The 15,480-nt window shown below is 53.9% G+C and carries 16 protein-coding genes; 5 read left to right on the top strand and 11 right to left on the bottom strand.

Features of this window, described 5'->3' with window-relative positions; all coding sequences use genetic code 11:
- Window positions 1-45: 45 nt before the first annotated feature.
- Window positions 46-1,290 (bottom strand): ABC transporter substrate-binding protein, encoded by a 1,245-nt coding sequence (locus BC440_RS13455; protein ID WP_063092216.1) that lies wholly within the window; start codon window positions 1,288-1,290, stop codon window positions 46-48.
- A gap of 229 nt (window positions 1,291-1,519) precedes the next feature.
- Between BC440_RS13455 and BC440_RS13450 the strand changes: the two genes are divergently transcribed.
- Together BC440_RS13450 and BC440_RS13445 are read left to right on the top strand one after the other, a co-directional pair.
- On the top strand, window positions 1,520-2,851 hold the full coding sequence (locus BC440_RS13450) for a GH1 family beta-glucosidase (protein WP_063092354.1): 1,332 nt from the start codon (window positions 1,520-1,522) through the stop codon (window positions 2,849-2,851).
- Window positions 2,852-2,904: 53 nt separating this feature from the next.
- Window positions 2,905-3,945 carry a LacI family DNA-binding transcriptional regulator gene (locus tag BC440_RS13445; protein ID WP_063092217.1) on the top strand — a complete coding sequence of 347 codons (1,041 nt, stop codon included), beginning with the start codon at window positions 2,905-2,907 and terminating at the stop codon, window positions 3,943-3,945.
- 10 nt (window positions 3,946-3,955) lie between these two features.
- Here BC440_RS13445 and BC440_RS13440 read toward each other — a convergent pair whose 3' ends face one another.
- Entirely contained in the window at window positions 3,956-4,489 is a 534-nt protein-coding gene (locus tag BC440_RS13440) for an MgtC/SapB family protein (protein WP_063092218.1), read from the bottom strand.
- Window positions 4,490-4,589: 100 nt separating this feature from the next.
- A complete protein-coding gene (locus BC440_RS13435; RefSeq protein ID WP_063092219.1) occupies window positions 4,590-5,507 on the bottom strand; it encodes a LysR substrate-binding domain-containing protein in 918 nt (305 codons plus the stop codon).
- An 81-nt stretch (window positions 5,508-5,588) separates the two neighbouring features.
- Between BC440_RS13435 and BC440_RS13430 the strand changes: the two genes are divergently transcribed.
- The gene (locus BC440_RS13430) at window positions 5,589-6,263 is read left to right on the top strand and encodes a LysE family translocator (RefSeq protein WP_063092220.1); all 675 of its coding nucleotides are present in this window, start codon (window positions 5,589-5,591) and stop codon (window positions 6,261-6,263) included.
- Between the two features lie 13 nt (window positions 6,264-6,276).
- On the opposite strand, the gene BC440_RS13425 is transcribed toward BC440_RS13430, so the two are convergent.
- The 7 genes from BC440_RS13425 to BC440_RS13395 form a co-directional block, all read right to left on the bottom strand.
- Complete coding sequence (locus BC440_RS13425) at window positions 6,277-6,720, bottom strand: DsrE family protein (protein ID WP_063092221.1); 444 nt, start codon at window positions 6,718-6,720, stop codon at window positions 6,277-6,279.
- The gene (moeB, locus tag BC440_RS13420; RefSeq protein WP_063092222.1) at window positions 6,710-7,513 is read right to left on the bottom strand and encodes a molybdopterin-synthase adenylyltransferase MoeB; all 804 of its coding nucleotides are present in this window, start codon (window positions 7,511-7,513) and stop codon (window positions 6,710-6,712) included. The genes BC440_RS13425 and moeB overlap by 11 nt, the downstream gene beginning before the upstream one ends.
- Before the next feature lie 120 nt (window positions 7,514-7,633).
- Window positions 7,634-8,584 (bottom strand): cysteine synthase A, encoded by a 951-nt coding sequence (cysK, locus tag BC440_RS13415; protein WP_007088454.1) that lies wholly within the window; start codon window positions 8,582-8,584, stop codon window positions 7,634-7,636.
- Between the two features lie 202 nt (window positions 8,585-8,786).
- A complete protein-coding gene (locus tag BC440_RS13410) occupies window positions 8,787-9,242 on the bottom strand; it encodes an Rrf2 family transcriptional regulator (protein ID WP_007088455.1) in 456 nt (151 codons plus the stop codon).
- A gap of 139 nt (window positions 9,243-9,381) precedes the next feature.
- Window positions 9,382-9,855, bottom strand: a complete 474-nt coding sequence (gene dut, locus BC440_RS13405) for a dUTP diphosphatase (RefSeq protein WP_063092223.1) — start codon at window positions 9,853-9,855, stop codon at window positions 9,382-9,384.
- 78 nt (window positions 9,856-9,933) lie between these two features.
- Window positions 9,934-11,151: a bifunctional phosphopantothenoylcysteine decarboxylase/phosphopantothenate--cysteine ligase CoaBC gene (gene coaBC / locus BC440_RS13400; protein ID WP_063092224.1), complete on the bottom strand. Its 1,218-nt coding sequence runs from the start codon at window positions 11,149-11,151 to the stop codon at window positions 9,934-9,936.
- Window positions 11,152-11,296: 145 nt separating this feature from the next.
- Window positions 11,297-12,550 carry a polysaccharide deacetylase family protein gene (locus tag BC440_RS13395; RefSeq protein ID WP_063092225.1) on the bottom strand — a complete coding sequence of 418 codons (1,254 nt, stop codon included), beginning with the start codon at window positions 12,548-12,550 and terminating at the stop codon, window positions 11,297-11,299.
- Between the two features lie 145 nt (window positions 12,551-12,695).
- Here BC440_RS13395 and BC440_RS13390 point away from each other — a divergent pair, with 145 nt between their 5' ends.
- A complete protein-coding gene (locus BC440_RS13390) occupies window positions 12,696-13,277 on the top strand; it encodes a malonic semialdehyde reductase (protein WP_063092226.1) in 582 nt (193 codons plus the stop codon).
- 266 nt (window positions 13,278-13,543) lie between these two features.
- Entirely contained in the window at window positions 13,544-14,932 is a 1,389-nt protein-coding gene (locus BC440_RS13385) for an ATP-binding protein (RefSeq protein WP_247643573.1), read from the top strand.
- A gap of 17 nt (window positions 14,933-14,949) precedes the next feature.
- Here BC440_RS13385 and BC440_RS13380 read toward each other — a convergent pair whose 3' ends face one another.
- Entirely contained in the window at window positions 14,950-15,429 is a 480-nt protein-coding gene (locus tag BC440_RS13380; protein ID WP_223304937.1) for a GNAT family N-acetyltransferase, read from the bottom strand.
- Window positions 15,430-15,480 lie beyond the last annotated feature (51 nt).

Here is a 15,480-nt window from a genome sequence, read left to right as displayed (position 1 = left end):
CATCAAGCAGCGGCACACCTGCAAAGCCGTGTCATTCCATCTGCCTTACTTGGCGTAGGAAATCGCCTGACGGAATTCTTCCTGCCCCTGTTCCGGACTCATGTCAGCACTGTTCCAGAAATTGGAGATACTGTCATCAATTGCCCCGGAAACGGCACTTGGAACACCAAACAGACCGGTACTGACCAGATGGGTTTTCTTGTCCTGCAATGTCGCCATGGCCTTTTGTGCACAGACATCAAAACTGTCACCCGGCACATCAAGAAGGGCAGGGATCGAACCCTTTTTCTTATTGAACGCAATCTGGACATCAGGCTCCAGCATCACATGCGCCATTTTTTCCTGGGCCGCCTGTGCTTCTTCGCTGTCCATCGCGGAAAAGGCAAAGGCATCAACCGTCATGATATAGGCGGTATCGATGGCCGGGGCGAAGGCACAGCCGACCGTTGTGCCCGGTTCGACACCGGCCGCAATAATTTCACCCTTGGCCCAGTCACCCATAAACTGAAACGCGGCGTCGCCGCGGATGACCATATTGGTCGCTTCGTTCCAGTTACGACCCGGGCTCGCTTCATCGACAAAGGGTTTGAGCGCTGCAAAGGCTTCAAACACCTTGCGCATGGTGTCGGATGCCAGAAGTTCATCATCCAGCGTGCTGTATAGCTTGGCGTAGAATTCACGCCCGCCAACGCCGAGAAGGACACTGTTAAACAGGATGCGTTCCTGCCACGGCTGCCCGCCAAGGCCGATCGGAATCACACCGGCATCTTCAAGCTTTTTGGCCGCATCAACGAATTCCGGCCAGCTTTTCGGCACCTCGATCCCGGCTTTTTCAAGCGCTTCCTTGTTGTAGAACATCCAGTTTTCACCATGGATGTTGATCGGGGCAGCGATATAATCACCATCATATTTTGCCGCCTGAACGATAAGTGGCGGCAGCTTTTCATCCCAGTTTTCTTCCTCGGCCACCGCATTTACATCGGCCAGAAGCCCCTGATCGGCCAATTCACGCAATTGCTGCCCGATGGAAAACTGGAAAACAGTCGCCGGGTCGCCGCCCAGCATGCGGTTAACCGCAGCCGCGCGGGCATTGCCGCCACCCGCAATCGGTGTATCGACCCATTTACCGCCCTGTGCTTCGAAAACGGTACGGATTTCGCCCAAAGCAGCCTGCTCGCTGCCCGATGTCCACCAATGCAGAACTTCGGCAGTCTGGGCGTGAAGCGCACCGGCAGAAACACCGGCGCTCAGAAATGTCGCAAGTGCTGCAACCCTTGAAAATTTCTTCATAACGGATGTCCTCCCTAATGGATACGTTCGCGCCCGACTTCTTAAATGGTCGAAAATTCGTAACGTTTCGATTTTTTTGATAAGCGCTTTATTCACTCTTGTCAATCAAGAAAACCCGGCCATAATAAGGCGAAATCGATCCGGCATTATTTTTTTGCCGAAATTTCCGAAACGTTACGATTTTGGATCTGCCAACGAATGTGATCCGCGACAGGGCAAGGAAGCAATCATGATTAAACCTTTTCCCAACGGTTTCCGCTGGGGTGTCTCGACCTCAAGCTATCAGATTGAAGGCGGCGCGAGCGACGACGGGCGCGGCGCCAGCATCTGGGACACCTACTGCGCCACACCCGGCCGGGTTGCCAATGGCGACAACGGCAGCGTCGCCTGCGATCATTACCATCGCTGGGCCGAGGATCTTGACCTGATCCGCCGGCTTGGCGCGAAACATTATCGATTTTCGGTAATGTGGCCGCGTGTCATACCGAATGGCACCGGCGAAGTTAATGAAGTCGGCATGGCGTTTTACGACAGGCTGATTGACGGAATGTGCGAACGCGGTCTTGATCCTTGGCTTTGTCTTTATCACTGGGATTTGCCACAGGCGTTGCAGGATCGCGGGGGCTGGGCGAATCGCGATATCGTTGACTGGTTTGGCGATTACACCGAATTGCTGGTGAAGCGGTTTGGCGACCGGGTCAAATCATGGGTTACATTTAACGAACCCAACGTGGTTGCATGGGTCGGTCACGAAGAAGGCCGCCACGCACCGGGCATTACCGATCCACGCGCGGCGATGCGCGTCGCCCATCATCTGAATATGTGCCATGCGCGGGCGACCCGCGTGATCAAGCATCATTATCCCGATGCACCGGTCGGATTCGTTTTGCCGATGCACAAGGCCTATACATTGCCGCATCGGCGCGAACAGGACGCCCATCTGGTCGATCTGTTCGAAGCCAAATGGAATGGCACCTTCCTTGATCCGGTCTATTTCGGCCGCTATCCCGAGCTGATTATTGATCGCATGGAACCCCATATTCAGGATGGAGACCTTGAAGCGATCAAAACCAAAGTCGATTTTCAGGGCCTGAACCAGTATTTTCCAAGCTATATAGAAGCCACTGAAGGACGCGCATGGCCGTTCAAACACGCCGAACCGCCAAAATATTTCCGTCGCACAGAAATGGGGTGGGCGATTGATGGTGACTGCTTCTATCGCACCATGAAAATCCTGCAGGAGAACTACGGCAATCCGCCGGTTTTCGTGACCGAGAATGGCGGTGCCTTCATCGATCTTCCCGGTCATGACGGCTATATCGAAGATCAGGATCGCATTGCCTACTACAGTGAATATCTCTCGGCTCTTTTGCGCGCCGTTGACGAAGGCGCAAATGTGCAAGGATATATGCCCTGGTCCCTGCTTGATAATTTCGAATGGGCATATGGCTATGAAAAGCGGTTCGGGTTGGTGCATGTCGATTACAACACGCAGAAACGGACGCCAAAGGCGTCTTATGACTTCATGCGGCGCGTGATCGAAAGCAACGCATTGCCTTAACCACAAACGGGCGATTAGATTGTCCGCCAAAGAATAGATGAACGGACCTGTGTATGTCAGCCTCCCGCCCGAACCTTCGCACTATTGCTGACCGTCTTGGCCTGTCGGTCACAACGGTTTCTCGTGCATTGAAAGACGGGCCGGAGGTCAAACCTGATACGGTCGCACGCGTCAAAGCCGCGGCGGCCGAAATCGGTTATCACCCCGATGCCCGTGGCGTCATGCTGCGCACCGGCAAAACCATGCAGGTCTGTTCGATCCTGTATTCCCCCGAAGTTGGTGATTATGGCGACCCGGGCTTTCTGGCCCAGGTTGAAAGCCTGGCAAAAGGTTTGGAGGCCGATCACTATTCACTGGTTGTCCTGGCCCAGACCAGCAGCGAAGATCCACTTGAACCCGTTCGCCGCGTACATACGCAACACATGGCCGATGCGGTTGTCTTTTCGCGCACCACATTGCAGGACAGCCGCGCCAAATACTGCCTGCAACATGACTTTCCCTTTGTCAGCTTTGGCCGTACCGAACTTTTAACTCCGCATGCCTTTGTCGATCACGATGATGAACAGGCGGCATATGATGCGGTCAAACGCCTGATTGATGACGGCCACCGCAAAATCGGCATGATTGATCCGCCTGAAGACCTGACCTTTTTCGGATATCGCAAACGCGGTGCGCGCCGCGCCATGATCGAGGCAGGACTTGATCCAGAAAGCCTGATCTGGATGACTTCGGATGTTTCCGTCCGCGCGGCCCGCGAAGCCACCATCCGCCTGCTGACTGATCAGCGCGATGCTACTGCCGTGGTCTGCGCAAGTCAGATGACAATGATTGGTGCACTCGAAGCATTGCTGGAACTGGACATGGATACGATCCGTGACGGAATTGGTGTTGTCGGCTTTGGCGGCATGCCGTTCCGTATGCTTTCAAAACAGAAACTTGCCTATTACTACCAGCCGCAACGCAAGGTTGGAAAAGTCCTGTCAGAACATTTGCACAGCCTGATGACCGGCACACCCGCCGAAGAACTGCAAACGCTGCTGCCTTATCGGCGGATTGATGACCTCGCCGCCTTCCGGGAGGGGGAGGATTTCTGATCGATGGCAATCAGCCTTCGTTGTCTTTCCTGATATCTTCCACCGTTTCGTCGCTACCCAGAAGCCGAACCAGCATCAGTTCGACCGGTTTTAAAACAATCAGGACAATCAACGTCAACACCGTCGCGATCACCACGATATGCCAGGCCGCAAGGGCGCATGCGATGCCAAGTGCCGCCGTGATCCAGACGGTTGCCGCCGTCGTCAGGCCGCTGACTGACATATCCTTTGGATGGCGCAGAATAACACCCGCCCCGATAAAGCCGATGCCGGTTAAAACGCCCTGCAAAATCCCCTGCACGACGCGCGATAGTGCATCAGGGTGATCGATCAAATCCTCGAAATGTACAGCAACCACCGACACAACCGCCGCACCAAGTGCTACCAATGCCAATGTGCGCATGCCGGTCGGCTTGCCATTCACATCCCGGTTTAACCCGATCAGCATGCCAATGACGGTTGCCGCGCACAGCCGCAGGATCATGTCGATTACCGCAATATCGAAATAGCCTTCGACGGTTGCAAGATAGGAAAGATTGGTCATGCCGCTTCCAGTTCGCGCTTAATCTGTTTGATATACAGACCGAAACGCACCCTGTTCGTGCATTGTTCCACCAACGGTCAATCGGGCAGCCCGATATCAATCAGTCTTGCGGCACGACTCCACTTTCAATTCCCTTGGCTTCGACCATCATCCAGTCAAAGAAGCGCAAAATCCGCGGGTCGCGCCCCGGTCTATCCAATGTAATCAGGACATAGTCATAGCCGGTAGGTGCCATACCGTGCGGCGCAACCAATCGGCCAGCCACGAGATCATCATAAACCAGCGGCAAAGGCCCGATTGCAGTCCCCAAACGATTGACAGCGGCTTGAAGTGTAAAAAAGAAATGGTCGAAATATTGCTTGCTTGCCGGACTTGCATTACTTCCACTCGCCCGTTTCCAAATATCCCAGGCATCCGGCCGCGTACGACTATGCAGCCATCGCGCATTGGACAAATCGCGAACCAGAATGCCTTCCCAGCAATCCGGGTCACAAACCGGCCCGGCAAATTCCGGCCAAAGGCGGGTTACCTCGTAATCCTCGGCAATGCCGAAATCGGCCCGCCGGATTGCCAGATCGCATCCCTCAACCAGCAGATCAACCGGCCCACCGGCCAGCCTTAGATCGATATTCAAGTCAGGATTAGCTTCGCGAAACGCACCCAGCCTTGGCATCAACCAGCGCATGGCAAGGCTGGGTTCGCACGATACTGACAGTATCGGCGATGCACTGTCATGGCGGTGAATTTCCTCGACCGTGCCATCCAGCCCGTCCAGGGCTGTTACGACCGACTTGAAAAGCCGTTCGCCTGCCGGGGTCAACCAGACACGCCGGTTGCGACGAACAAACAGATCAATACCCAGCCGTTCCTCGATCTGCGCGACTGCACGGCTGATCGCACCATGCGTCAGGTGCAATTCTTCGGCAGCGCGGGAAAAGCTTTGATGCCGTGCCGCGGCCTCAAAGGCAGGTAACGCAGCAAGTGGCGGCAGATTGCGCTTTCTGTGAAAATTACTCACGAAATTTCCCACGAATTTTCGATTTTCTGATGATCTTTTCAATTTGATACTGAATCAACTCACAGATCAAGGACCACGAATATGCCCGTTATTGCCCAGATCGAAGTCATTGCCGTCGCCATCATCACCATTCTTGCCGTTATCAGCCCCGGACCGGATTTCGCCATGGTGACGCGTATTGCACTTACACGGGGTCGTCGCGCTGGTGTTCTGTGCGCTATCGGGATCGGCAGCGGTGTTTCAGTACATCTGGCCTATACGCTGATCGGGCTTGGCGTTGTATTTGCCAGTAATGTCTGGGTTCTGACCAGCTTGCGCTATCTGGGTGCTGCCTATCTGATATGGCTGGGGATATCCGCACTTTGGCCAGATATTCGGCCTTTATTTTCGAAAAGACCCGCGGCCCTTCAGACTCGAATGACAAACAAAAGCACTAACAGGCCGGAAGAAGATCAAAAACGGAACCGATCCGCTTTCTGGATCGGTTTTGCCTGCAATGCCCTTAACCCCAAGACGATGCTGTTCATCGTTTCATTGTTCAGTCAGATGATTTCACCCGATACACCGGTTTTGATGGAAATCGGTTACGGTTTGTATATCGCGGCATGCCACATGATCTGGTTTGCACTGGTCGCGGTCGCGTTGACACTGCCTTCGGTGCAAGCGCGCATCGCAGCTATTAAAATCTGGGTTGAACGTGGGGTGGGCCTGTGTCTTGCCGGACTTGGCATCAAGCTACTGACAAGCACCAACTGAATTCTTCAACGTCTTAGATAAACAGCATTTCGCCCTGTTGACGGGCGTCATTCAGAAACGTTACCACGCCGCCCGTCTCGATTTTAAGTTCTTCGCGCTTTGCTTCGTTTTCAAGGCCAAGCGCACGAAGACCCATATCGCAAACCATGAACTTACCATCCAGTGCGACACAGGCCGACAGCAGTTCCTCGAACGTGCCGATGCCACGTATGGAATAACTGAGATCAATCGAGGTAGCCGTTGCCCCTTCGGCCTCTGTCCGCAAATGACGCCAGCCCGACGGAGCCAGAACCGCACGACAGGCTTCCATGGTGAAAAACAGGGTGGCTTCGCGCCCCGAAGCCAGTGCCGCAGATGCCATTACGAGTGCGTAATGAACCTTTTCAAAGCTGCCTGAAAACACCACCAGTGACAATTTCCGTGGGCTTTCCGACTGTTTCGCGGTTTCAATGCTCATGAATGGACAGGTCCTTGATACTGGCGTTTTCGGAACAAAGCGGGCAGCCCGGATCGCGCGGGACTTTGATCTTTCGGAAGGATGCACCAAGTGCATCGACAATCACAAGCCTGCCGGACAAACCATCGCCAATCCCCATCAATTCCTTGAGGATTTCGGTTGCCTGAATCCCGCCAATCATGCCCACGACGGGACCAAGAACACCCCCCTGCGCACAGGACGGAATGGCATCCTCGGGCGGTGGGCTGTGATAGATGCAGCGATAACAGGGATGCGGATCGCCCAGATGCGCCTTGAATGTCGAAACCTGCCCGTCAAACCGAAGGGCTGCACCCGACACCAGCGTTTTGCCCGCAAAATAGCATGCATCGTTTAGCAGGAATCGTGTTTCGAAATTATCCGACCCATCGGCAATCACATCATAATCCGCAATCAGGTCCATAACATTGGACGCATCAAGCCGCACGTCATGCGTCCGTACGGTGATTTCCGGGTTCATATCAAGCATGGTAGATTTGGCACTTTCGACCTTGGGGCTGCCAAGATCTTTCATGCCATGCACGATCTGACGCTGCAGATTGGAAAGTTCGACCGTATCCGCATCGACGATCCCGATGCTGCCAACCCCGGCCGCGGACAGATACATTGCCAATGGTGATCCAAGTCCACCCGCGCCGACAATCAGCACCCGCCCGCGCTTCAGCTTCATTTGCCCTGTGCCGCCAACATCCTTCAGAACGATATGCCGGGCATAGCGCTGCACTTCATTTTCGCTGAAATCAAAATCACTCACAGGCGGTTTCTTTCATTCATGCCAAACGGGTCTGCCATTGCATATAGCGCGCATGCCTCAGACAAGAAAGGCCCGGGAAAATCCGGGCCTTCTTAAGATGCTTCGGTCAGCAAAACCGGATTACTGCAGACCTTCGAACAGCGGGGTCGACAGATAACGTTCGGCAAAGCTCGGAATGATGATCACGATACGTTTGCCTTCGTTTTCCGGCAACTGGCCAAGCTCGATACCGGCAGCAACGGCCGCACCGGACGAAATCCCGGTCGGCAGACCTTCGATGCTGGCAAGTTTGCGTGCGGTGGCAAAGGCGGTTTCATTGCCAATCGTCATGACCTTGTCAATCACATCGGTATGAAGGTTACCTGGAATGAAACCGGCACCAATGCCCTGGATTTTATGCGGTCCAGGTGCGCCACCGGAAATAACCGGGCTGTCTTCGGGCTCGACCGCGACGATCTGGATATTCGGATTATGTTTTTTCAGGACTTCACCAACACCGGTCAATGTCCCGCCAGTACCGACACCGGCAACAAAGATATCGATCTTGCCTGCGGTATCCTTGATGATTTCCTCGGCCGTCGTATTGCGATGAATTTCCGGGTTTGCCGGGTTTTCAAACTGCTGAAGCATGATCGCGCCATCAATCTCGGCGACCAGTTCCTCGGCGCGGGCAACAGCACCCTTCATGCCTTTGGCTGCCGGGGTCAGGTCAATCTGCGCGCCCAAAAGCATCAGCATCTTGCGGCGTTCCAGCGACATGCTTTCGGGCATGGTCAGGATCAGCTTATAACCCTTGGCCGCCGCAACAAAAGCAAGCGCGATACCGGTATTGCCAGATGTCGGTTCGACCAGTGTTGCACCCGGCTTGATCCGACCGGACTTTTCGGCATCCTCGATCATTGCGAGACCGATACGGTCTTTGACCGAGGCCAGCGGGTTGAAGAATTCAAGCTTGCCAATCAGGTCGGCCTTCACACCCTCGGCCGCTGCCAGACGTGAAAGACGAACCAGCGGCGTCGCACCAATGGTGTCGATGATGCTGTCGTAAATCTTGCCGCGAAACTCAGTCATGTTTTCCTCGCAATTTCTTGTAATTTAAAACCAATCACATTCTTGATTTGTATTTATCCCGTTTAACACCCAAGTCAATTGGGTTTAAACAGTTTTTACGCAAAACCTGGTTTGGCCGGTTTCCGATGCCTGTGTATTGGATATGAACCGCAGCGGATTCTTGTGGTTTAACGATACAACAATCCGCAGCCCGTTCCGACGACTAAATAATGAAATCCGGTGATTCCTCAATCCCGCTGCGCAGGCCTGCGTCACGCGCACGGTTGCATAGATCCTCGACCGTGATCCGGGTCAGCGCCACCATCATTTCGTCCTGCAATTCCCGCCAAAGCGGACGGACAACTTCCTTACCCAACGGCGATCCTGCCGGATCCTCGATCGGGTCGTCGGATGTTTCCATTGACCGGATGACGGATACAATATCGGCAAGGGTAATGCGCCGACGTTCACGTGCCAGACGATACCCGCCGCGCGGACCGCGCACACCGACCAGAATGTCGGCACGCACTAACTGTTGCAGGGTCTGTTCAAGATAACGTTTCGGAATGCCCTGACGTGCGGTGATATCGCGACTTTGCACCGGTTCACCCGCAGCGTTATAGGCGATGTCCACCACCGCCTCTATGGCGAACAGCATCTTCTTTGACAGTTTTAACATCGTCTCTTTCATGCTCCCCTTGCAGTTCCGCTGATCCCCCCGGAAATATCGGGACTGGCGATTATCAGAGTTCACAACGCAGCAACATCATCAGATAACCCAAATGCTTTCGATGATATTGCTGCTGTATTTACGGCAATCAGACCGTTTTTACCGCCGGTGCAGCAACACCGGTCGATCCAAAGCCACCGGCACCACGCGCCGTTTCATCCAGATCGGCAACTGCATTCCACGCCACCTGGGTTACCGGTGCGACCACAAGCTGGGCGATGCGCATACCCCGCTCGATGGTGAATGCCGCGTCACCGTGATTGATCAGGATTACTTTGATTTCACCGCGATAATCCGCATCGATCGTCCCCGGGCTGTTCAGAACCGTGACGCCATTTTTCGCAGCCAACCCCGAACGCGGGCGAACCTGTGCTTCGAACCCGGCGGGCAGGGCAATCGCAATACCGGTTTCAACCATGGCCCGTTTACCCGGTGCAATCACAAGCGTATCGTCAATCGCTGCCTGCAAATCGACGGCCGCCGACTGTGCGGTGGCATAATCGGGCAGCGGAAAATCCGCACCATGGGGCAGCTGTTTCAGATCGACAGTCAAACGCGTCATAAACAATCCTTGTCTTCACTTTTCTGGTCAGATGCGTTGCAATGCCACACAAACACTGACCGGGTTAAATCCATAATATCATGCAAAATGCTGGATAATTCGTTCTGCCAGCGCCCGCGCCACACCGTTCTTACCCTGACGAGGCCAAGTTTCGTCACTGGTGGCATCCACCCCGGAAATCAGGAAAATTTCATTATGATCACCGCCAAAGGTCCCGGTTCCAGGGGCGACATCATTTGCAAGAATCCAGTCACACCCCTTGCGCGCCCGTTTGGCGCGGGCATGTTCGATGACATTTTCCGTTTCGGCAGCGAAACCAACAACCAATTGCGGGCGTTTAGGACCTTTCTGGCTGAGTGTCGCCAAAATATCCGGATTTTCCGAAAGCTTCAGGTCTGCAATCACACCAGAGCCATCTTTTTTAAGCTTCTGACCTGCTTCTTCGGCCACGCGCCAATCTGCAACTGCGGCAGCACAAACCGCAATATCGGCGGGCAGGGCGGCCAGCACCGCATCAAGCATCTGGCGGGCTGTTTCAATACGCACAACTTTGACACCCATCGGATCAGGCAGGCTTACCGGGCCGCTAACCAGCGTCACATCTGCACCGGCCGCAGCAAGAGCCGCGGCAATCGCATGCCCTTGCTTGCCCGAAGACCGGTTGGCAATGTAGCGCACCGGATCAATCGGCTCGTATGTCGGGCCACTGGTTACAACGGCCTTTTTCCCTGAAAGCGGTTTTGAAACCGGCTGTCCTTCAAGAAAATCAACAACCGCTGCGATGATTTCAGCAGGTTCTGCCAAACGACCCGATCCGGTTTCACCACAAGCCAGATCACCCGCCGCCGGCCCGACACACATCACGCCACGCCCTTCAAGGGTCGCGATATTTGCCTGTGTCGCCGCATGGTTCCACATTTCGACATTCATCGCCGGAACGACCATCACCGGCTTGTTGGTAGCCAACAGGGCCGTCGTTGCAAGATCACCCGCCTGTCCGGTGGACATTTTCGCAAGGATATCGGCACTTGCCGGAGCGACCAGAACAAGGTCGGCCTCACGCGACAGGCGGATATGGCCCATTTCGGCCTCATCGGTCAGAGAAAAAAGATCCTGATAAACCTTGTTCTCGGTCAGGGCCGCCACCGACAGCGGTGTAACGAACTCTGCACCGCCTTTGGTCAGGATCGCGCGTATATTGATATCCCGGTCACGCAACCGCCGGATCACCTCAAGAACCTTATAGGCGGCAATGCCGCCCGAGATGATCAGAAGGATATTTTTTCCTGCCTGCACTGTGGTTACCAGCTATTTACGTTGAAGAAGTGTGATTAACCTACCTTCTCCGTTGATTGCGCGCAAGCGTCCAAAGTGATCAGAAAAAACGCCACAGGTTCGTAAAACCCATGGCGCCATTTCATTGTTCATTCTCAATGATTTATCAGGGAACGGTATAAAGCATTCCAAACCAGCGCCACCGTCCATTCGGCCCCATCGAAGTACAGTTGATCCGCCACCGCCCCGATGAAACCGGGGCATCCAGACGGATTTCAACCCGCTCATCGCCCAGCCGATTCATGGTCGGTTCGCCCTCGGAAGGGTAACAGGCTATGTGGGCTGCCTTCTGCTTAAGGGTGAAGCCGAATGCTGGCGGATTACGTTCAAGCGTGTAATTTGGCGGTGTCACATCGCTGACCGATAACGGCAGGGAATTTGCCGCCAGAATAAAGCGGTCCATTTCGCCGTAATTCTCGTTCATGGCAAAGCGCGGCAAATACATCATATCCGATTCCGTACTCATCGCGCCGCTTTGCTGGCCAAATGCCGCCTTATAACCGGCTTCCTTGACCGCTGCGACAACTTCGTCGCTGGCCTCGCCATACGGATATGCAAAGATGTCCGGGACAAAGCCCAGTTCTTCCTTGAAACGCTGCGCCGAATGCGCAAGTTCGGCCTTCACTTCCTCGATTGGCAAGCTTGGCAAGTGCGAATGATGCTGGCTGTGGCCGCCAATGGTTACCCCGTCCTTGACCAGTACGCGCAACATATCCCAGGTCATGTAGTTCTCGTACCCGGCATCAACCTGCTCGGTCGCGACGAATACCGTCATCGGGATATTGTGCTTTTTAAAGGCTGGCCACGCAACGTCATAAACCGAACGGTAGGCGTCATCGACCGTAATACCGACGGCATAATCAGGAAGTCCTTTGCCATTTTGCATGGCATCAATGATTTCCGGGATGCCCATGACCGTATATTTGCCACTTGTCAGTTCGCGGATATGGGCTTCGAACTGCGGACCACGAATATTGGTCGACGGGAAATCGGTTTCCGCGAACCGATGATACATAAACACAACGGCCGACGTCGCATCACCCGATGGTGCCTGTACGTCCCTGGAGGCATCATTGTTGCTTTGGCGATTATCAGACTGCAACACATCAGCAGCAGGAGGTTGGATTTCCGTTGCAGTACCGCTTGTATCGGCATTCTGAGCCATGCCCGGCGAGACACCAAATGTCAGACCGACCGCAAAGGCCGTGCCGAATACCATGCAACGAAACATGTTTGCGCGTTTGGCGCGCGCAACAGCATCAGAAGTTTGCTGCCCATTGGTCTGTGCTTGCATTGCCACATCCATCTTTTTGCGACCCCACTCATTGGTCACTGCAGCCCCCAAAACCACAGTCTTCATTTTATGGTTTCCGGTAATTATGTTTTTTGTGAACCTACCAGCGAACCAATTGTTTTTCCACAATTTCGTCACTCGGCTTGTGTATAGTTCACTGCAACCTACCTGAAAGGCACTCAATTCAACCGCAGTATTAAGGGAGATTCGCATGCTGGATTCAGACGCACTCGACATTCTTTTCAATGAAGCTCGAACCCACAATGGCTGGCAGGATCGCGATGTCGACACAGCGCTTCTGAAAAAGGCGTGGGACCTTACGGTTATGGGCCCGACCAGCGCCAACTGCGAACCGATGCGCATCAAGTTTGTTAAATCACAGGACGCCAAGCAACGTCTGGAACCGGCACTTTCCGAAGGAAATCGGGAAAAAACCCTGGCAGCTCCGGTCACAGCCATCATTGCCTATGACATGGAATTCCATGAAAAATTACCGAAACTGTTCCCGCATACAGATGCAAAATCGTGGTTTTCAGGCAATGATGACCTGATTGCCACCACCGCGTTTCGTAACGGAACATTACAGGCAGCCTACTTCATTCTGGCGTTACGTGCCCTTGGACTTGATTGCGGCCCGATGTCAGGCTTTGACAATGCCAAGGTTGATGGGGAATTCTTCGCGGGCACGTCGGTCAAAAGCAATTTCCTGATCAATATCGGCTATGGCGACCCCTCAAAACTGTTTGATCGCAGCCCTCGCCTTGCGTTTGACGAAGGTGCCGAAATTATCTGATTTCTATCTGAAGTCGAAACCGACGCGAGATGGCCGCGCTGGCGCATTCGCAGATTTTTTGGCAAAATCGGATTATACACCTGTATGATCAGGGTTCGGACGACGTATTTTTTCAAGCTTTTCCGATACTTGAAAACTGTCATCTAACTTTTATTTGATCTTTACCGGCGCATAATCATTTTAGTCGAAATTTTTTGCATGCGTTAATGCGTACCCTCTGGGGTACCCGACATCAGGAGCATCCGTTGGGCTTTCGCCAGTTGTTAATGACCGCATTTGCGGTTGCATTCCCGAATGCTGCGATCTTTATCGTACTGGCATCGATGGAATTGCTTGGCTGGGGCACAGCGATTCTGTGTGCGGTCTTGGCGTGGGTCGGTGTCGCCGGGGTTTTACGTATCTATTTCGATGATCTGCGCCGTGTTGCGCGTTACGCTACCGCATTGCGTGACAAGTTCCGCGGCACCCCGCCACAGCATCTTTTTTTCGGTGCGGCGTCCGAGCTGTCGTCCCTTTATACCCAGATCACCAACGCATTTCGCGAACGCATCGCCCATCTTGAAGCCCAGACCAGCACCGATGCCGAAATCCTTGATCACCTGCCGAACCCGGTTGTAATGGTCAACCGGCAACGCGTTGTGACCGGTTTTAACCAGGCCGCACGCGGCCTGTTCCACAATCTGGAAACCGGTCGCGATCTGACACGATATATCCGCGATCCGATCCTGCTTGATGCCTTTGATGATGTCGCGGGCGAACGCGAACAGATGAAACATGCCGAATTCGTTCTGGCAAGCGACGCCCATCGTCATTTCGATGTTCTGACCGCGCGCCTGCCAGCCGCAACCGGGGACCGGAACTTTGTTCTGTCCTTCTCGGACCTGACAGAGCTTCGCAAACTTGAACAGATGCGCGCCGATTTCGCGACCGATGCCGGGCATGAACTACGCACCCCGCTTTCGGTGTTGCTGGGCTTTATCGAAACGCTTGAAGGCCCGGCAAAGGACGATCCCGATGCGTTGCACCAGTTCCTGCCGGTCATGCGTGATCAGGGCCAGCGTATGCAGCACCTGATCGAAGATTTGCTGTCACTTGCAAGGATCGAGCTGAACGAACATACACCGCCATCTGATGATTGCGATATCGGCAAGATCATCGACAAAGTCGCCCAGACACTGGCGATGAAGGCCGAAGCCAAGGGCATGGAAATCAGGATTTCCTGCGACCTCGACAACACCGAAATTGTTGGCGAGGAAAAGGAAATGACCCAGGTTTTTGTCAATCTGGTCGAAAACGCCATCAAATACGGACATCCCAAAACCAGTATTGATGTATCGATCACACTGGCCAAAAACACCCCGGGTGCATTGGCCCGTTACCGGCATGACCGTGTTCTGGCCGTTGCCGTCCGGGATCATTCCGACGGAATCGCACGCGAACATCTGCCACGCCTGACTGAACGGTTTTACAGGGTCGATACGGCACGGTCGCGTGCCGTTGGTGGCACCGGTCTTGGTCTCGCTATCGTCAAACATCTGGTGCAACGCCACCGTGGCACCATGATCATCGACAGCGAACAGGGGGTTGGTTCGGTATTCACCGTCTATCTGCCCGCCAAGGCCAGCGATAATATCCGCAAACTCCATACCGCCTGAACCGCTTTGGGCAACAATCACATATCCTTGCAGAACAGGATTTCATGACCGGCGGCAGCAGTACTCGCATCTCTGCGTTCAATTTCGCGAAATCCCAATTTTCGATACATCCCGGCAGCACTTCCGGCCTGAAGATAAACAATATCGAAGTCAAAACGTTTTGCTTCTTGCAGGATACGCTCGACAAGCGTTGTTGCAATGCGCATCCCGCGATAGCGGTAAAGCGTATAGACTGCAGCAATCCATGGGGTTTTATCCGGCCATTTCTGCCCATCCTGCGGCCAAAGGCTAATCATCCCGATCGGCAGGTTGGTATCGCGGTTGATCGCCAGAAGAGTCATCGGAAGACCGTCCTTCTGACTGCATTGAGCAAAGTAAGCCCTGGCATTTTCAAGACTACTCTTAGTCTTTTGCACGCCCCAACGCCCATATGCCCAAGCCGCACAGGCATCAACGCAATCAGGTCTGTCTGCCAGATAAACAATGTCATATGACATGACCGTACCCATTCAATATACATGCCCTAATTATAGTCCAAGATCAAACCG

The sequence above is a fragment of the Thalassospira sp. MIT1004 genome (genome assembly GCF_001858545.1).
Lineage (GTDB): Bacteria > Pseudomonadota > Alphaproteobacteria > Rhodospirillales > Thalassospiraceae > Thalassospira > Thalassospira xiamenensis.
This window is presented reverse-complemented; position numbering and strand designations above follow the sequence as displayed.